Genomic DNA, 17,898 nt, shown 5'->3' with positions numbered 1-17,898 from the left:
AGAGCCTCTCTACTGGGCGGATCGGGCGGCCAGCTCGGCGGCGCTACCGCCCAAGCCATCGGGGTAGAACCTCTTGGCCCACTCGCGAATCGCGGTGAACCCCTTGAGTTCCGAGCTCGCCAGCGCCGGCGGGTCGGAGTAGCGCTGATGCGCCCAGATGTCGATGTCCTGACGGAACTGCCGGATCACCTCGAGGCCGAACTCCTCGGCCTTGACGCGCGCCCGGTCCGGATTTCGCACCTCACCCTTGGGTTTTCCGATGTAGACCATGAAGCGCACATCCGAGGTGGAATCGTCGACCGGGGTGATCGCCGAGATGGTCCGGTTGTCGATCATCCCCCAACTCTTGGTCACCGCGATCCCGAGCCCGCCGTTGATCGCCTCGACCCCGCTGCGCACATCCTCGATCTTCTGTCCGTCGTCACCTTCGAACGTGATCGTGAAGTCCACGTAGGAGATCGGATCGTCGAAGTCGTGGCGGGTGAACACCGGCACGATCGGCGTTTGGTGCACGAACTTGAAATGCGCGAAGTCCACCCCGTTTTCGAGGACGTACTGCGGGTGCATCTCCAGGCCCTGCTCGAACAGCCGCTGTTGCGGGTAGTAGTCGTCGACGGTGGCGTCGGCGCCGAAGCTCGCGAAGACGTCCGGCGCGTCGAAGAACGGCTCACGGTTCTCGATGTCGTGCCAGATGTAGACGCACTCGTTGCGCTCGACCACCGGATAGGTCTTGATCCGCCGGCCCCGGTTGGGCCGGTCCTCGTACGGGATACACACGTTGCGGCCCTGCTGATTCCACTGCCAGCCGTGGAACGGACACTGCAGCACCTCGCCGTGCACGGTGCCGCCGAACCCCAGATGAGCGCCGAGGTGCTCGCAGTACGCGTTCATCACCGTCAGCTGACCGGATTCGGCGCGCCAGGCGATCATCTCCTGATCGAAGTACTTCATCGTGTGCACGGCACCGACGCCGATCTCGTCGGACCAGGCGACCTGGAACCAGCCAGTCGGTTTCATCGACAGGGGCGGTTTGGCCATGCCCCGAACAATAGAACAGCTGCCCAAAGAAACATAGTGGGTTCTACGAAAATTTCGGTATCGTCGTCGTCATGGCCGAAACCGCCGCGCGACGCACCAACCGGCGCGGGCAGGCCACGCGCGAGAACATGCTGGAGGCGGCGCTGAGATCGCTGGCCTCCGGTGAACCCGGGTCGGTGTCGGCCAATCGCATCGCCAAGGACATCGGCGCGACATGGGGCGCGGTCCAGTACCAGTTCGGCGACGCGGACGGCTTCTGGGCCGCGGTGCTGCACCGCACCGCCGAACGCCGGGCCGACGTATTCGCCTCGGTCGACCGCGACGCACCGCTGCGCGACCGTGTCGCCGCCATCATCGACACGCTGTACGAAGGCCTGGCGGCCCCTGATTCGCGCGCCATCGAGAACCTGCGGGCCGCACTGCCCCGCGACCCCGCCGAACTGGAGCGGCTCTACCCGCAGGCCGCGGCCGAGTTGTACTCGTGGGGCCAGTCGTGGTTGCAGATCTGCCACAACGCCTTCGCCGATCTCGGCGTCGACCCCGAGCGGGTGCGCGAGGTCGCGACATTGATCCCGGGCGCGATGCGCGGGCTGGTCTCGGAACGCCAACTCGGCTCCTTCGCCGACCTCGACGTCGCCCGCCGCGGGCTGACCAACGCCCTCGTCGCGTATCTGCAGACCTAACCCCACACCGACATCAGCGTCACGTAACAGGTGGTGCCGGCCAGGATGCTCAGCAGCGCGCTGCCGCGCCACAGATGCAGACCCGCCGTCACCGCGAGGGCGAGCACCAGCCACAGCAGCTGCGTCGCGGTGTCCCCGGCCACGGTCCGCACGGTGTAGACCGCCAGCATCGCCATCACACCGACGGGCATGTGCACACTCAGATACCGGACGACCCGGCTGTGCCGCAGCGGCGCCAGCACGGCGAACGGCAGCGCCCGCAGCGCCCACGTCACCGCGGCGCTGACCAACACCAGGACCGCGATGTATCCGTTGTCAGGCACGATCGATCCTGCGCTGCAACAGCATCCGCACCATCAGCACCGCGGTGAACGCCGCGAACGCGCAGACCAGCATCTGGCCTGGAGCCACCAGCCATGCGAGGACCGCGCACGCGATCGCGCTGCCCGCTGTCACCCAGTCCGGCCGCTGCCGGAACGCGTCGATGCCCAGCACCACGAACAGCGCGGTCAGCGCGAAGTCGAGCCCGACCAGCCGCTCGATCGGCAACGCCTCACCGACCAGGCCGCCCAACGCCGCACCCGTGACCCAGAGCAGATGAAACAGCAACTGCATCAACAGGATCGGACGCGTGGTCCACGTCTGCGCCTCGGGGCTCACCCCGACGGCGTACGCCTCGTCCGACAGCGTGTAGGTGCTGTAGGCCTTCCCGAGCAGACCGCGGACCCGGTGCAGCGGGAACGACAGCGCGTAGAACACATGGCGCGAGTTCACCACGAACGACGTCAGCGCGACCGTCGCGATCGGCGCGGCGGTCGCCGCCAGGTGCACCATCAGGAACTCCAGCGAGCCCGCGTAGATGACCGCGGCGAACACCGGCGCCCACCACCACGCCAGTCCCGCGTGCACGACCAGGAAGCCCAGCGCCATCCCGAGCGGGATGAACGCCAGCCCGATCGGCGCCGACAGCGCGAACACCTGGCGCATCGAAATACCTCCTGTCCGCCGCTCCGGCCGCTAGCTTTCCACGGGTGGACATCTTCACCGACTGGCACCGTGACAGCACCATCCTGCGATGGGCCTCCACCACACCGGCCAACGCCGGAGCCGAGGTGGAGGTGTTCACCCGCCGCACCGGCACCCCGGGCGCCCCACCGCTGGTCTGCGTGCACGGTTTCCCGACGTCAAGCGTCGACTACCACGGCCTGGCGCGTGAGCTGGGCTCCGAGTTCGACATCTACGTGCTGGACTTCCCCGGATACGGGCTGTCGGGCAAACCACCGCACCCGTACGTCTACTCGCTCTACGACGACGCCCGGCTGCTCGTCCATGCGATCACCGAAGTCTGGCAGCTGCGCGACTTCCGGATGATCACCCACGACCGCGGCAGCAGCGTCGGCATGATCGCGCTCGGCCTGCTCGATGACATCGGCGTGACGCCGCTGGATGTGTTCCTCACCAACGCGAACATCTTTCTGCCGCTGGCCAATCTGACAGCGTTCCAGGTCGCGCTGCTCGACGAGAACACCGGACGCGCCACCGCGGCGGCCACCACTCCGCAGATGCTGGCCGCGGGACTCGGCGCGACGACGTTCATGCCCCGCCGGACGCCGCAGGATCCCGAGATCGCTGCGCTCGCACAGTGTTTCGCGCACGCCGACGGCATTCAGGTGCTACCCGACACGGTGAAGTACCTGCATGAACGTGCTGCCGACGAAACCGGTTGGCTGCAGCGGCTTTCCACGATCGCGGTGGACACCACGATGATCTGGGGGCTGCACGACGGTGTCGCGCCGCTACGGGTCGCCAACCATGTGTGGCAGACCTACGTCAAACCCAAACCCGGCCGCAACCGGTACTGGGTGGTGCCCGGGGCCGATCACTACGTGCAGTGCGACACCCCGGGTGAGATCGCCGAGATCATCCGGCGAACCGTGGCCGGTGGCGAGCTGGCGCTGCAGACCCTCGGCAACCGGCCCGACGGTGCCGTGCTGGTGGACCGCTCAGACGGCGATGACCTGTGACGGTGCGGTGCCTTTGATCTCGACCGTGTCGAACGCGTTCGCGATCGCCTGCCGCTGGGCGAAGGTGAGTCCCTGGGCCAGCGCCGCGTCGAGCACGGCGGCCCGCCCGTCGACGAACATCGAGGTGGACGTCAGCCGCTCCAGCGAGTGGTAGAACACCCTGGCCCAGGTGTCGTCGGAGACGTCCGCCGTGGCCGGATCGGTCATCATCAGATACGCCGCATGGCCGAAGATGGTGCTGTTGACGTGTTCGCCGCCGTCGTCAGCCTGGCCCATGTACCGCTCCGAGTACCGGTCCCGGTGCGGACCGTAGGGCGTCATGATCGATTTCGGGTTCGACAGGTCGCGGATGACCCCGTTGTCGGAGTCTTCGGCGATCAGCCACCGCTCATGTCCGGTCTTGTTCTCGATGAGCAGTCCGAAGATGTCGGCGTAGGCCTCGTTGAGCGCGCCCGGTTCGCCGGAGTCGAGCGCGACCTCGCCCTTGCCGACGATGTAGTTGATCACCGCATGCGCGTATTCGTGAGCGACGATGTCGAGTGCCGCCTGGAAATAACCCTTGTCGCCGAACGCCATCTGGTTGATGGTCGGATCCCAGAACGCGTTGGCGTAGCCCAGCGGTGAGGTGTCCGGCCGGTACTTGATGCTGATGATGATCGGCGCACCCGCGTTGTCGTAGGACTGCCTGCCGAGCACGTTGAGGAAGTAGTCGTAGGCCAGCGCGGTGTTGGCGTGCGCGGACACCGCGGCTTTGTCCCAGCCGAAGAGGCTCCGCTTGACGATGGTGCCGGGCAGCGTGGGCGCGCCGATCCCGAAGAAGCCGTACTTCGTCTTGTACGTGGCGATCATGCGGTTGGAGTCGGCCATCTCGGTGGTGGTGAAGAACCAGACGCGCCGCGTCTCGACGGTGATGCTCCGGTTGTTACCCAGCCAGTCCCGGGCGGTGGCGGTCACGGCGGCGGCCTGCGCGTTCGACACCGCGATGATGACCTCGCCGGCCCGCTCGCCGTCGGCGTAGATCAGGAACGTCTTGCCCGACGGTGCCAGTTCGCCGGTGTCGGGAACATGGACCACCACCCGCCACGCGAGCGCGGGCGCGTCGTCCTCGGCGACGGTGTAGATCACCAGGGAATTGGTGAATGTGCTTGCGGCGATGAAGTTTTCGATGGCCTGCTGGTCGGCCGAACCGAGATAGGCCTGGCCGGCCACCAGACGGATCTCGGTGTCCTCGTCGATCGACGCGTCGGGGGTGATGTCGAAATCCTGGCCGAGGCCGCGGTGGTAGTTGAACACGCTGGTCACCTCGCCGTCGGCGTTGGTCACCAGGATCACTTCGCTGCCGAGAACCGGTATGCCGCCGACGGTTTCGGAGAACCGGTAGAAGTGCTCGGCGGTGGCGCCGGAGCCCGCGGTGGTCGTGGTGACGACCGCGCGGTCGGCGAAACCCTCCGAGGCCCCGAGCGCCGATGCCAGCGCGTTGAGCACCGCGGCGGCGTCTTCGGCGTTGACGACGATCTCGTCGGTGATGTGGCCGTCGATGACCTTGCCGCCGCTGCTGCCGCTACCTGTGCTGACCACCACGGTCGGGGCGGCGTGCGCGCCGTCGGATGCCGCCGGGATGGTGATGGTCACCTCGGTGGGGCCGGTGATGCCGAGCAGGCCGGCCAGGCCGTGGACGTGGAACGGGTTGCCGACGGTGTCGTCGATGCGGATCGTGAACGTGTCGGCGCGACCGGCCGCCGCCGCGCCCGGGGTGTAGGTGAACCGGCCTTCGGCATCGACGCGCACCCGGCCGTACGCCGGTGCGCTGCTGACGACGTAGGTCAGTGTGGTGTCGTCGTAATCCACCGCGTTGAGGTTGCCGGTGATCACACCGTTCGGATCGGCCCCGGCGATCTCGACGCTGGCGACCGGCCTCTGGTTGTTCCAGGTGTACTGGTGCTGGCGCACGGCGAGCCAGAGACCCTGGAGCAGGGTGGAGACCGGCGTCGCGGGTGTCGGCGCATCTCCGCTGAGGGGACGCACACCGGCCCAGGTCAGGATGTCGGTGACGATCGCCTCGGCGGTCACCGGACGGGCGCTGACCAGGTCGCGCACCGTGGGCTGCGGATCGGGCGTCGCCGCAGCTGGAGTTGACGTCGCCGGGGCTGACACCGCCGCGGCGAAGGACACCTTCTCGGTGTCGACATCGACGGCCGGCGAACTCGTGTCGGCGCCGGTATCGGCGCTGTCGGTACGTGCCGTCGCCTCGTCGTCGTCCGCCTTCGACCGCGGCTTCCTGGACTGCCGCGCCTCGTCGCCGTCCGACTCGACCTCGGCCAATTCGGCCTCGGCAACCTCGGTTGCCTCATCTGTCTCAACCGCGTCTGCCTCAACCGCCTCGTCGACGGCGTCCTGGTCGTCGTCTTCGGCGTCGTCTTTGTCGGCCGGTTTGGCCGACGACCGCTCCGTCGTCGACGATGCGGTGTCAGAGGTGTCCGCCGATGCCGACGAATCGGCGTTTGCACTGGTGCTGGCGCTGGTGCTGTCGTTCGGGCTCGCGACGGCGACGCCCTGGCCGACCACCATGCCCATGCCGATCCCGGCCAGTACCAGGCCGGAGTACAGGCCGAGCCGCGGACCGTCCGGTGTGCGCGAATCGGAACACGAGCTCACAATGACCCCCAACGTCGGATACTGGGGAGAACCTACCACCTCTCAGCAAACTTTCTGCCGATTCGCCGACACCGGAAAACGGGCGCTAGTCGATCCGCTTGTTCCAGACGCCGACGTACACCACCATCGCCGCCACGAGGCCGAGGATGACCCACATGACCAGCAGGATGTCGATCCAGGCACCCGGTGGCGGGGCCCCGGGCAGGATGTTGCGCAACGGGACGATCGCGAAGAGCATCGCCGCGTACCAGGTCAGGAACGGCATCTGGAACTCCTTCTTACCGCGGTACACCTTCAGCGACGTGTACAGCGCCAGCGTCGGCAGCAGGATGAGCACCAGGCAGATGCCGATGTCGAATGCGAGTGGCCCCAGGGCTCGCCGGAACGTGAGCTGGACGGCTTCGTCCCCTTCGTGCGAATAGGACTGCGGTGACGGCGGGACGCTCTGGCTGGAGATGTCCCAACCTTGGATCGCCGCCTCGATCTCGACGCGCGCCGGCTCGAACTCCCGCTCGTCCCCCTCTCCCACCAGCACGTCGGCGCTGATCGGATCGGTGGTGTAGGAGTCCAGCGGCCAGGTGGTCGGATCTCCGCCGACGTCGATGGTCGTCGACACCTCCGCCGGCGATGCTCCGGCGGGAAACTTCAAGTCTCCCAGGGTGTTCCACGGGTAGAGCCGCACCGACAGGTCGGTGTTGAGGACGTCGAGGCGTTGGTCGGTCAGCCCGTCCTCGGGGATGACGAGGACCTTCGCGTCGACCTTGTTGTCCAGCGTCTTGATCCCGGTGATCGTGACCAGCACGACCGTTTCGGAACCGTCGCCGAAGTCCGGACTGTCCAGCTCACGCGCGGAACCCGACAGCGACCAGTAGGCGAAAACGGCTCCCGCGTAGAGGAGCACGACCACGAGCACGAAAACGACGATCTTGCCGGCGCCGCGCTTGACCGGACCCGTTGCAAGCTGTGACATTTGCGCAGTATTACGAACGCGTCAGTTTTAGAGAGCAGTTTCAGCAAATATGTGGCAGGCGGTGCCGGAGAACCGCGAAAACCGTCGGCTCCGCAGACTCTAGGCTGGGTCGGTGACTCTTGTTCTCGGCCCTGTTCTGCGCCACGTCGGCGAGACGACAGCCAACGTGTGGGTACAGACGGACGCGCCGGTACTCGTCGAAGTCCTGGGCAGTTCGGCGCGCACGTTCGAGGTGCAGGGATGCCACTACGCGCTGGTCCATGTCGAAGGCCTGACGCCGGACTCGATCGTCGAGTATCAGGTGCACATCGACGGCGCGAAGGTATGGCCGGAACCCGACTCGGAATTCCCGCCGAGTGTGATCCGCACCCGTGGACCCAGGACGGCCGACCGGCTCAAGGTGGTGTTCGGCTCCTGCCGCTACCCGAGAACCGACGTCCCGAAGCTCGACAAGAAGCTCGGCCTGGACGCCCTGGACTGTTACGCGGCCCGCTTGACGAAACTGCCGGTCGAGGAGTGGCCGGATGCGCTGCTGCTGCTCGGTGACCAGGTGTACGCCGACGAACTGACTCCCGAAGCGCGCCGCAACCTGGCCGGGCGCCGCGCGACCAAGCGCCGCCCACCCGACGAGGTCGTCTCGTTCGGCGAATACGAGTCCCTGTACCGGCACACCTGGGGCGATCCCGAGATCCGCTGGATCCTCTCGACACTGCCCACCGCGATGATCTTCGACGACCACGACATCCGCGACGACTGGAACACCTCCGCCGCGTGGCGGGCCGAGGTGAACAAGAAGTCGTGGTGGCGGGACCGGATCCACGCCGGCCTCGGCTCCTACTGGGTCTATCAGCACATCGGGAACCTGAGCCCGCAACAGCTCGCCGCCGACGAGGACTACCAGCGGGTGCTCGCCACCGACGGGGACTGCTGGCCCCACCTGGTCGAGCTGGCCGACCGCGCCGACTACGAGGTCGACGGCGACAAGGGCCTGCGGTTCAGCTTCCGCTGGGACCTCGGCTGCAGCCGACTGATCATGGTGGACTCCCGCAACGCCCGCATCCTCGACAACGGCGACCGGAAGATGCTGGGCGACAGAGAGTTCCGCTGGCTGGAGGAACAGGTCGACGACAGCCTCGACACGGTCGACCACCTGCTGATCGGCTCCTCGCTGCCGTGGCTGCTGCCCCCGGCCCTCGGCGACCTGCAGACCATCAACGAGTTCGGCGCCGACCACCCCGGGCTGCGCGGCGCGGTGGCCGAGAAGGTGCGCCAGACCGCCGATCTGGAGCACTGGCCGGCGTTCCTGAAATCGTTCCTGCGGCTGTCGGAACTGATCGAGTCGGCGGCCAACCGCTCCTCGGACGGCCCGGCCACCGTGTCGGTGCTCTCCGGCGACGTCCACCACAGCTACGCGGCCCGCGCCGACTTCGCCACCAGCCCGTCCACCCGGGTGCACCAGTTGGTGTGCTCCCCGGTGCACAACTACGTCCCGGCACCGCTGAAGCCGGTGTTCAAGCTCGTCTGGTCACCCCGGCTGGGCCGTATCACGCGCCGCTGGGCGCGCCGCTGCGGTTCCCCGGCGCTGCCGATGTCGTGGCGCAACCTCAGCGGTCCGGTGTTCGGTAACACCATCGCCAGCTTCAACGCCCACAACCGGATCGCGGAGGTCGCCTTCGAACAGCCCGCAGACGACGGCACCCTGCATCCGGTCTCCACGGTGTCGCTGACCGATTAGTGCACGCCCTCCATCTGCCTGCTGATCCACGGCGCGATCGCGAACACCACGACACCCGCGGCCACCGCGACACCGCCGAGGACACCGAAATACAGTGCCTCACTGTCGGTGTCGTAGTAGCCGGCGAGCACACCGGACATCGACGTGCCCAGGCCGACGGAGAAGAAGTACAGCGCCATCATCTGCGCGCGGAACGCGTCGGGGGCCAGCTTCGTGGTGACCGACAACCCGATCGGGGACAGCAGTAGTTCGGAGACCGCGAACACCCCGAGGATCACCAGCACCGCCAGCGCCGGCACCGCGTCGACCCCGGCGAGCGGGACGAAACACAGGAACGCCAGGCCCATGCCGATCACGCCGTAGGCGAACTTGCGGGGTGTGGTGGGAGCGCGGTTTCCCAGCCGGGTCCACACCAGGGCGAAAACCGGTGAGAGCGCGATGATCCAGATCGGCTCGATCGAGCCGATCCAGTTCGACGGCGCCGTCCAGCCGAAGATCGACCAGTTCATCCGCTCGTCGGAGTACACCGCGAGCACGGTGAAGATCTGCTGGAACAACGACCAGAACACCGCGTTGGCCACGAACAGCGGGACGAACGCGCGCAACCGGACCCGCTCGGCGCCGGTGACCTTCGGGCTACGCAGCATCACCGCGAAGTACGCGACCGACGCGACGACGATCACCCCCGTGGTGACCTGCGACAGGTTCGCCAGCGTCACCGCCTTCACCGCGACGGCCGCCCCGATCACCACGGCAACGAGCACCAGCACGCCGACTGTCTTGCCGACAGCGCTGCGCGGCAACGGATTCGGCACGTCGCGGCCGTGCTCCCCCAGGTTGCGCCGGAACGCCACGTACTGGATCAGGCCGAGCGCCATACCGATCGCGGCGGCACCGAAGCCGACGTGGAACCCGATCCGGGTCTGAAGCACCCCGGTGATCAACGGCCCGATGAACGCCCCGAGGTTGATGCCGAGGTAGAACAGCGTGAAGCCGCCGTCGCAGCGCGGGTCACCCTTCGCGTACAACGTGCCCAGCAGCGAGGACGCGTTGGCCTTCAGCGCGCCCGAACCCAGCGCGACGAAAACCAGACCGATCCCGACGCCGGCCAGGCCGGGCAGTACGGCCAGCGCGATGTGACCGAGCATCACGATCGCCCCGCCGTAGAACACGGTGCGTTCCATACCGAGGACACGGTCGGCGATCCACCCGCCCAGGACCGTCGACAGGTACACCAGGCCGCCGTAGGCGCCGACGATGCCCGTCGCGGTGCTCTGCGGCAGCGCCAGGCCCCCGTCGGTCACCGAGTAGTAGAGGTAGTAGCCGAGGATGGTGAGCATCCCGTAGAAGGAGAACCGCTCCCACAGCTCGACTCCGAACAGGTTCGTCAGCCCGATCGGGTGACCGAACAGCGTCCGGGTGGTGTCCCGCTCAGATATGGCCATGGGGTCACCCTGCCCCTCCGACCGCCCTCTCAGCGAGTCCCAAGGTTCCCCGCCGGGGCTACTCCCCGACCGCCTGGATCCGCCCGCCCGGGTAGGGCAGGTCGATGCCGTGGGTGTCGTAGGCCCGCAGGATGGCGCGACGCAGCTTGCGCTGCACCGCCCACTGGGCATTGGGGCGGACCTTCACCGTCATGCGCAGCTTGATCAGGTCCGGAGAGAATTCCTGCACGCCCAGCATCTGCGGTTCGCCGAGCACCTTGGCCGCCAGGGCGGGGTCCGCGACGGCCTCTTCGGCGGCCTGCACCGCGACCTGTTCGGCACGGTCGACGTCGGCGGTCAGCGCGACCGGCACCTCGATGCGCGCGACCGCGTATTCCTGGCTCATGTTGCCGACGCGCGCGATCTCGCCGTTGCGGACGTACCAGAGAGTGCCGTCGATGTCGCGGACGGTGGTGATCCGCAGGCCGACGCTCTCGACCTCCCCCACCGCCTCGCCGAGGTCGACGGTGTCACCGACCCCGTACTGGTCCTCCAGCAGCATGAACACCCCGGTGACGAAATCGCGTACCAGGTTCTGCGCACCGAAGCCGATGGCGAGGCCGACCACGCCTGCCGACGCGATGAACGGGGCGATGTTGACCCCCACCACGTTGAGCACGGCGAGCACCACCCATACCAGCAGCACGATCGACACCGTCGACTTCAGCACCGAGCCGATCGTCTGGGCGCGCTGCTGCCTGCGGGCGATCACCTGATCGCTGGTCGCCGACGACGGCACCCGGTCGCGCAGCCTGCGCACCAGCGGCGGAGTCCGGCGTTCCCGGGTGGTGGTGGCGCGGTCGATCATGCGGTGCACGACGTAGCGGACGACCAGGGCTACCGCGACGTAGACGGCGATCCGGATCGGGACCTCGATGAGCCAGTGGCGGCTGGTGTCTGTCCATTCGAAAGCCAACAAGGAGACATCCATGTGTTCCCACCATACGGTTTCAGCAGTACTCGACCGGGTGGGAGGATGGCGCCGTGACTGTTGTCCTGGCGCTACGGTGCGCAAACGGGGTTGTGCTGGCGTCTGATTCACAGATCACCGACCCCGGCCGGGGGCTGACCTATCCGGCACAGAAGCTGCATCCGCTCGGCACCCACGGGGCGTGGGGCGGCAGCGGCTCCCGGTCGGTGTTGCACGATGTGGAACAGGTGTTCAGCGCCGAACCCGAGGCGATCCTGCAGTCCGAGAACATCGGGCACGCGCTGCAGGCCCGGGTGGTGCCGATCTTGAAGCACCACTACGAGAATTTCATCGCCGAGGTGCCGGGACAGGAGACCGGCGGCACCCCGGCGACGTATGTGCTCGCCGCGGGCTATGTCGGTGACGAGCCGTTCATCGTCGACGTCGACCCCAACGGCCTGATCGGGCATCACGTGGAGACCGGCTTCCAGGCGATCGGCAGTGGTGCGGCGATGGCGCAGCAGGCACACGCGCTGCTGGCCCATTTCGGGATGTCGAAGCGCGACGTGGACTACGGGGTGGTGGCCGCCCTGCGCGTGCTCGACGCGTTGGACGCCTCCTCGCCGAGCGTCGGAGGGCCGATGGACATCTGCCGCATCACCCCCGACGGCGCGACACACCTCGAACCCGATGAGGTGGACGAGGTTCGGCGCCGGGTGGGTCGCTGGGTGGAACTCGAGCACCGCGCGCTCGACGGGCTTTTCGACTAGCGGGCGGGATCGGCGACTTCCAGCGCCAGCACCGCGATGTCGTCGCGCTGGTCGAGTTTCGTTGCCAGCGTGGAGATGTCGTCCATCAGGGCGGTCAAGCCGCGGCCGGCTCGCTGCCCGACGAACGCCGCCAGCGCCTCTTCGTCGAAGCGCATCTCGTCCATCCGGGCCTCGATCAGCCCATCGGTGTAGAACATCAGGATCTGACCGGGCCGCAGCGTCAGCGACAACACGCCGAAGACCGCGTCGGTCAGCGCGCCGACGAGCATCCCCTCCTGGGGCCGGACGGCCTCGGGTGCGCCGCCGTCGGGTGACACGAGAAGGGCGGGCGGATGCCCACCGGTGGCGAGCGCCGCCGAGAACCCCGCGCCGTCGGCCGCGGGTTCGAGAGTCCCGAACACCACGGTGCAGAAGCGCCGCGGCGCGACCTCGCGCAGTAGCACCGAATTCAGTTCCGTCAGAACGTCGATCGGGTCGGCGTAGTGCAACGCCGCGGCGCGCAACGTGTAGCGGATCAGCGACGTCACCACCGCGGCGTCCACCCCGTGCCCGAGAACGTCGCCGATGAAGAACGCCCACCGGTCACCGCCGAGGCTGAACAGGTCGTAGAAGTCGCCGCCGATCTGGCGGGCCGAGATCGGCCGGAAATAGGACGCGGAGGCCAGGCCGCCGATACGCGGCAGCGACGGCGGCAGCAGCGTGCGCTGCAGTGCGGTCGCGAACTCCTCGATCGCGTCGCGGTCGCGTTCGGCGATGCCGCGATCGGCCTGCGCCTGATCGCGTTCACGTCGCGCCTCGTCCGCGGTGTCGCGCAGCCTGCGCTCGAGGTCGAGGGCGTCGAGCGAAGTCTGGCGCAGCTCAAGTTGATCCATCACGACCGCGGCGAGGTCGGTCAGCACGGCCGCGTGCTCAGCCGAGAGCCCGCGCGATTCGGTGTCCATGACCGCGACGGCGCCGAGCCGGTGCCCGTCGAACGTCACGATCGGCGCCGCGGCGTAGAACCGGACCCGGTGGTCGGTGAGGAAACCTCCCTGGCTCAGCCGGGGATCAGCGTCGAGGACCTCGACGTGGTCGGCCGTCGCGACATCGCCGAGCACCGGGTCGGCGCGCGCCGACCGGTCGCTCGTGACCTGCATACCGTGCGTCGAGATCAGGCGCACGTGGTCGTCGTCGACGATGGACACCACGGCCATCGGTGCGCCCGTCGCCCGGGCTGCGAGTCCGGCGATCCGGCCGAGCACCGAGCCCGGTGCGGCGTCGACGACGCGGTACCGCTGAAGCGCGCGAAGCCGCGTCTGTTCGTCGGTGTCGACGTGTCTGCCGCTGGTGGAAATGGCATCAAGCCCTTGCTCCGACCGCTCTACCACAGGAGCGGTTTGGCCGGAATTTTTTCAGGCGCCGCCCACGCCAGCAACGCCGTGAGCGAAGTATGTCGAGAACGTTATTTTGCCGGTCCAGTCCCGCGGGTCTCAGGTGCCGGCGACTGCGAGCGCCGTGTGCAGGTCGGCTTCGGTGTCGGCCAGGAATGTCTGCAGATCAGCCCCGACCATGAAGGTCGTCGTGAACTGATGCTGTGCGGCGATCTGCTGCCATGCCGGGGTCTGCACCATCCGCGCCAGCACGTCGCGCCAGTATGCGAGCGCGTACTCCGGCATTCCGGGCGGACCGTAGAGGCCGCGCCAGTTGGACAGGGTCACGTCGAGGTTCTGCTCCCGGGCGGTCGGGACGTCCAGGCCGGGCAGCCGTTCCTCGGACAACACCCCCAGGGCCCGCAACTCGCCGGCACGTACCAGGTCGACGAACTCGCTGACGCCGCCGATCGCGACGCCGATCTGCCCGTCGAGCAGTGCGTTCGTCTGGTCCCCGCCGCCCTCGAACGGAACGTAGGCGACGGTGGCCGGGTCGCCACCGGAGGCGGCCACCAGCAGGTCGAACGGCGCCTGGTCGTCGGTCGCGGCGGCGACCCGGACCTTCGTGGGATCGGCTCTGACGGCGGCCAGCACGTCGGCCAGCGTGCGGTACGGCGACTGCGCATCGGTCACGACGATGTAGTACTCGCTGATCAGCCGGGCGATCATCGTGACATCGCGGAATCCGTACGGCGACAACCCGCGCAGCTGGTTCATCATCATCGACAGCGAGGTGACCGACACCTGGTCGTCGCGGCCGCGGTACTGCTCGACCATGGTGGCCAGGAAGTCCGCGCCGATGTTGCCCGGCCTGTTCTCCACCGGCAGCGGCACATCGACCAGGTTCTCCTTCTCCAGCGCTTCGACCACCGCGCGGATGGTGATGTCGAATCCGCTGCCCGGGTTGGCGCCCGCGGTCATCGTGACCGGCCCGGTCGGATACCCGGGCGCGGCCTGCGCCTCCCCGGCCTTCTGCACGCCGGCCAGCAAGAGCGACGCGGCCAGGACCGCCGCGACAACGGATTTCAGCATGAAGTACAGGTACACGGAATCGCCGGTGGGTGGATCCATATTCGGTGATTGCGATGAGTTCCACACCGGCGCGTGGTCAGCATGCCAAAGCCACCACGATCAGGAGTTTCCGCGATGGGCCGCATCGACATCGAACTGTTCGCCACCCTCGACCTCGTCGGGCAGGCACCCGGCGGGCCCGGCGAGGATCCGCTGGGCTTCCCGTTCGGCGGGTGGCAGGCCCCGCTGGTCGACGAGGTCTGCGGAGAACAGATCGCCGCCGCCTACGAGGGCACCGATGCGCTGCTGCTCGGCCGCCGAACCTATGACATCTTCGCCGCGTACTGGCCACATCAGCAGGGCGGCCCGGACGACGACATCGCGACGCTGTTCAACAGCGTCCCGAAGTATGTCGCCTCCGTCGGCAGGCCTGACCTGTCCTGGGCGGGCTCGACGAAACTCGGTCCCGACCTGGCCGCCGAGGTGCGCGAGATCCGGGAGCGCCACGAGCGGATCAAGGTCGTCGGGAGCCTGAACATGGTGCAAACGTTGTTGCGGGAGAAGCTGTTCGACGTGATCGACCTGTGGGTGCACCCGATCGTGCTGGGTGTCGGGAAGAGGGTCTTCGACGGCGGTGCGGTCCCGACGAACCTGACGCTGCTCGATCCTCCCGCGGTGAGCCCGAAGGGCACCGTGTACCTGCGGTACGGACTCGCCGACGGCGTCCCGGCGACCGGGGATATGAGTGCGCCGGACGACGGCGCCGGCCGGGGCGTCACCGCATAGCCTTTGCCCACGCGGGACCGCGGGTTCGCCACGAAGCCCCAAAAGCGAAACACGCAAAGCCACTGCCTTCGTATTACGGCTCAACAGAAGCAGTTTGGCGGTCCACGAGCTATTATTCGCCCCATGGGGGATAAATTAACGTTTGCGCTGGTCGGGTTTGCAGTGGCGGCCGGCCTGTACCTGGGGTGCGCGCCTGCGCATGCCGACGACTGCGATCCGAACTACAGGGGAGCCTGCGTCCCGATCGCCGGCGACGTCGACTGCGCAGGCGGCAGCGGGAACGGCCCGGCGTACGTCGCGGGTCCGGTGCGCGTCGTCGGGTCCGACATCTACAGGCTGGACAACGACGGCAACGGGATCGGATGCGAATGACGTTCGTCGCGTGAGTGATTGATGCCCACCGGGCAGCAGAGGTCCGAGGAGAACGAAGAACCGCCCCGCCAGAACGGCGGGGCGGCCTTCTGATCACGCGTCATCACTCATCAAAGGCGGATGAACACGCCCTGATCTCCGTTCCAGACTCCCCACGCGCTGAGGTCGGGGTTCCAGACGATGCTCAGTCCGTCAGCCCAGTCAGGCACGTCGGGCCGCGGCGGTGCGTCCAGCGGCGGCACCACCGGCGTCACGACCCACGCCGGGACCGCGGGGAGCAGGATCCGGTTCTGCGGCATCGGGCCACCGTGGCCGGGAGGCGGCAGGTGGCCCAGCCCCGGAGGCGCCGGATTGCCCGGGCCACCGATGTTGACGCCGGGGCCGGGATTCGGGTTCGGCGCCGGCGGGTCGGCCAGTGCCATGCCCGCTCCGAGGCCGAGCCCACCCAGGCCCAGCGCGCTTACTGTGACAACACCAGCTGCGATCCTCTTCATTTCCATAACGACCTCCTGTGTTCAGATCGAGGCTGCGCCCGTTGGGGCAATGCAGCTCTCGTACGTGCTCTGTGCACTCAAGCCGTTGCCGCGTCATGCGCCGGCGACGGCCGGACCCCCGTCCCGCAAGAACTATGGCCATCGATCTTGGGGCCTAAACCCATATCCGGCAGAAGAATTCGTTTGCGCTGATCACCAACGACGTCGTCGATTCACCGCTGGTGTGAGTTTGCTGGCAATCCGTTGATCGGTGTAACGATCACGGCCCAGCAATCGATGCGAACGGCTCACGCGGACGACCTTGCCGCCAGTCGATAACTGCCGAATTGCCATCGCCGAGGGTGACAGTCCCGTAAATTGTGTGCCAGGCCGGGGGGCTGATCGTTGGCTGGACGGGGATCGGAATGAACGCCTCAGTACGCGCGGTACTTGCCGCCGGAGTAGTCGCCGTCACGGGTGGCGCGGTGGCGTTCTCACCGCCGATTCACTCGCTTTCGGAACGGGTGTCGGCGGTCGTCGCCCCGATTACCTATACCGCCGGCAGCACGCGAATCCTGCCGATCGCCGATCGTGAGGTGCTTGCGGCGCTCATCAACCCGACGTTGCTGACGGGCGAGGGTGCTTCCAGCCCGTTCCTCCCGGCGCTCGTGCCGAATCTGGCCCTGGCCGACGAGCCCGCTCCGGATGGCGCCGAGGACGAGGTGGCCGTCCAGAACGCGGCGTCGGACGTCATCGAGTCGGTGTACAGGTTCACGAGGTACTGGGCCAATTACGTCTCGCTGGATCTCGGCCCGTGGCTGATCAACTGGATCCCGTTCGGCTACCTGATCTCCAATCAAATCCAGATCTGGTATCCGCGCTTCGTCCTGCCCGTGGTCGACAGCTTCGTGTACGACTTCCTGGTTCCGGTGGTCAACGACCCGCTGAACCTCGCGGTCTGGGCGCAAGGCATCGGCGACATGATCAATACCGCCGTCACCGGCGTCCGGGACGGAATCACCGAGGAGATCCGGTACATCGTCACTCTCGGCTGGTTGCCGTTCCCGTTGCCGCCGCTGCCACCGTTCCCGATTCCGGGTGGCTCGCTCGCCACGGTGTCGGCGGATGCCGGTGTGCAGCTCGCGACACTCGACGGCGGGGACGCCGCTGTCGAAGACACCGGCGCCGAGGACGCTGGTGATGCTGCGGCACCTGCCGACGTGGATGCCGCAGAACCGGTGTCCCAGAAGCCGACCGTCGTGCGCGAGGACGTTGCTACAGAGGTTGAGGACGAGGTTTCCGGAGAGGTGTCTGAGGGCACCGCCGAAGAAGACGTTGCCGACGACGTTGCCGAGGAAGACGCCGCCGAAGAAGACGTTGCCGAGGAAGACGTCGTCGACGAGGTCGAGCAGGCCGACGAAGCCGCCGACGAGAGTCAGGATGACGCGGCCGACGAGGACGACACCGCCGCCAGTGACACTGCCGGCGCGGACGCCGACGGGGATTCCGGGACCGGCACGACCGCCGGCGACGAATAGCGCATCGCCGGCCTCGCGGCGCATCGCAAAGTAGACAACC

The 17,898-nt window shown here is 67.6% G+C and carries 17 protein-coding genes; 7 read left to right on the top strand and 10 right to left on the bottom strand.

All coding sequences use genetic code 11. The features are described 5' to 3' along the window. Positions 1-9 precede the first annotated feature (9 nt). On the bottom strand, positions 10-1,038 hold the full coding sequence (locus NTM_RS17235; RefSeq protein WP_163766956.1) for a Rieske 2Fe-2S domain-containing protein: 1,029 nt from the start codon (positions 1,036-1,038) through the stop codon (positions 10-12). A 71-nt stretch (positions 1,039-1,109) separates the two neighbouring features. On the opposite strand from NTM_RS17235, the gene NTM_RS17230 reads away from it, so the two are divergent. Then, the gene (locus NTM_RS17230; protein WP_163766955.1) at positions 1,110-1,721 is read left to right on the top strand and encodes a TetR/AcrR family transcriptional regulator; all 612 of its coding nucleotides are present in this window, start codon (positions 1,110-1,112) and stop codon (positions 1,719-1,721) included. On the opposite strand, the gene NTM_RS17225 is transcribed toward NTM_RS17230, so the two are convergent. Together NTM_RS17225 and NTM_RS17220 are read right to left on the bottom strand one after the other, a co-directional pair. Then, a complete protein-coding gene (locus NTM_RS17225; RefSeq protein ID WP_104863273.1) occupies positions 1,718-2,044 on the bottom strand; it encodes a branched-chain amino acid transport AzlD family protein in 327 nt (108 codons plus the stop codon). The genes NTM_RS17230 and NTM_RS17225 overlap by 4 nt on opposite strands. Further along, complete coding sequence (locus NTM_RS17220) at positions 2,037-2,708, bottom strand: AzlC family ABC transporter permease (RefSeq protein WP_163766954.1); 672 nt, start codon at positions 2,706-2,708, stop codon at positions 2,037-2,039. Before NTM_RS17220 ends, NTM_RS17225 begins: the two co-directional genes overlap by 8 nt. Before the next feature lie 44 nt (positions 2,709-2,752). Here NTM_RS17220 and NTM_RS17215 point away from each other — a divergent pair, with 44 nt between their 5' ends. Then, the gene (locus NTM_RS17215) at positions 2,753-3,745 is read left to right on the top strand and encodes an alpha/beta fold hydrolase (protein WP_163766953.1); all 993 of its coding nucleotides are present in this window, start codon (positions 2,753-2,755) and stop codon (positions 3,743-3,745) included. Here NTM_RS17215 and NTM_RS17210 read toward each other — a convergent pair. Together NTM_RS17210 and NTM_RS17205 are read right to left on the bottom strand one after the other, a co-directional pair. Next, positions 3,725-6,400 (bottom strand): M4 family metallopeptidase, encoded by a 2,676-nt coding sequence (locus tag NTM_RS17210; RefSeq protein ID WP_232079741.1) that lies wholly within the window; start codon positions 6,398-6,400, stop codon positions 3,725-3,727. The two genes, NTM_RS17215 and NTM_RS17210, sit on opposite strands and share 21 nt — an antisense overlap. Before the next feature lie 85 nt (positions 6,401-6,485). Next, positions 6,486-7,370: a DUF4436 domain-containing protein gene (locus tag NTM_RS17205; protein WP_163766952.1), complete on the bottom strand. Its 885-nt coding sequence runs from the start codon at positions 7,368-7,370 to the stop codon at positions 6,486-6,488. 112 nt (positions 7,371-7,482) lie between these two features. Between NTM_RS17205 and NTM_RS17200 the strand changes: the two genes are divergently transcribed. Then, the gene (locus NTM_RS17200) at positions 7,483-9,105 is read left to right on the top strand and encodes an alkaline phosphatase D family protein (protein WP_163766951.1); all 1,623 of its coding nucleotides are present in this window, start codon (positions 7,483-7,485) and stop codon (positions 9,103-9,105) included. Here the strand turns inward: NTM_RS17200 and NTM_RS17195 are convergent. Together NTM_RS17195 and NTM_RS17190 are read right to left on the bottom strand one after the other, a co-directional pair. Continuing rightward, complete coding sequence (locus tag NTM_RS17195) at positions 9,102-10,550, bottom strand: peptide MFS transporter (RefSeq protein WP_104863278.1); 1,449 nt, start codon at positions 10,548-10,550, stop codon at positions 9,102-9,104. The genes NTM_RS17200 and NTM_RS17195 overlap by 4 nt on opposite strands. A gap of 58 nt (positions 10,551-10,608) precedes the next feature. Further along, positions 10,609-11,520: a mechanosensitive ion channel family protein gene (locus tag NTM_RS17190; RefSeq protein ID WP_104863279.1), complete on the bottom strand. Its 912-nt coding sequence runs from the start codon at positions 11,518-11,520 to the stop codon at positions 10,609-10,611. Positions 11,521-11,573: 53 nt separating this feature from the next. On the opposite strand from NTM_RS17190, the gene NTM_RS17185 reads away from it, so the two are divergent. Continuing rightward, entirely contained in the window at positions 11,574-12,269 is a 696-nt protein-coding gene (locus NTM_RS17185) for an Ntn hydrolase family protein (RefSeq protein ID WP_163766950.1), read from the top strand. Here NTM_RS17185 and NTM_RS17180 read toward each other — a convergent pair. Next, positions 12,266-13,636, bottom strand: coding sequence for a PP2C family protein-serine/threonine phosphatase (locus NTM_RS17180; protein WP_232079740.1), 1,371 nt, complete (start codon positions 13,634-13,636; stop codon positions 12,266-12,268). The two genes, NTM_RS17185 and NTM_RS17180, sit on opposite strands and share 4 nt — an antisense overlap. 102 nt (positions 13,637-13,738) lie before the next feature. Continuing rightward, positions 13,739-14,749, bottom strand: coding sequence for a tripartite tricarboxylate transporter substrate binding protein (locus NTM_RS17175; RefSeq protein ID WP_232079739.1), 1,011 nt, complete (start codon positions 14,747-14,749; stop codon positions 13,739-13,741). A 75-nt stretch (positions 14,750-14,824) separates the two neighbouring features. Between NTM_RS17175 and NTM_RS17170 the strand changes: the two genes are divergently transcribed. After that, positions 14,825-15,475 carry a dihydrofolate reductase family protein gene (locus NTM_RS17170; protein ID WP_163766949.1) on the top strand — a complete coding sequence of 217 codons (651 nt, stop codon included), beginning with the start codon at positions 14,825-14,827 and terminating at the stop codon, positions 15,473-15,475. A gap of 123 nt (positions 15,476-15,598) precedes the next feature. After that, positions 15,599-15,847 carry a hypothetical protein gene (locus tag NTM_RS17165; RefSeq protein WP_197746361.1) on the top strand — a complete coding sequence of 83 codons (249 nt, stop codon included), beginning with the start codon at positions 15,599-15,601 and terminating at the stop codon, positions 15,845-15,847. 110 nt (positions 15,848-15,957) lie between these two features. On the opposite strand, the gene NTM_RS17160 is transcribed toward NTM_RS17165, so the two are convergent. Continuing rightward, the gene (locus tag NTM_RS17160; protein ID WP_337781392.1) at positions 15,958-16,269 is read right to left on the bottom strand and encodes a hypothetical protein; all 312 of its coding nucleotides are present in this window, start codon (positions 16,267-16,269) and stop codon (positions 15,958-15,960) included. A 476-nt stretch (positions 16,270-16,745) separates the two neighbouring features. On the opposite strand from NTM_RS17160, the gene NTM_RS17155 reads away from it, so the two are divergent. Then, entirely contained in the window at positions 16,746-17,858 is a 1,113-nt protein-coding gene (locus NTM_RS17155) for a hypothetical protein (protein ID WP_163766948.1), read from the top strand. The last annotated feature ends 40 nt before the right edge of the window (positions 17,859-17,898 follow it).

Source organism: Mycolicibacterium parafortuitum, assembly GCF_010725485.1.
GTDB lineage: Bacteria > Actinomycetota > Actinomycetes > Mycobacteriales > Mycobacteriaceae > Mycobacterium.
This window is presented reverse-complemented; position numbering and strand designations above follow the sequence as displayed.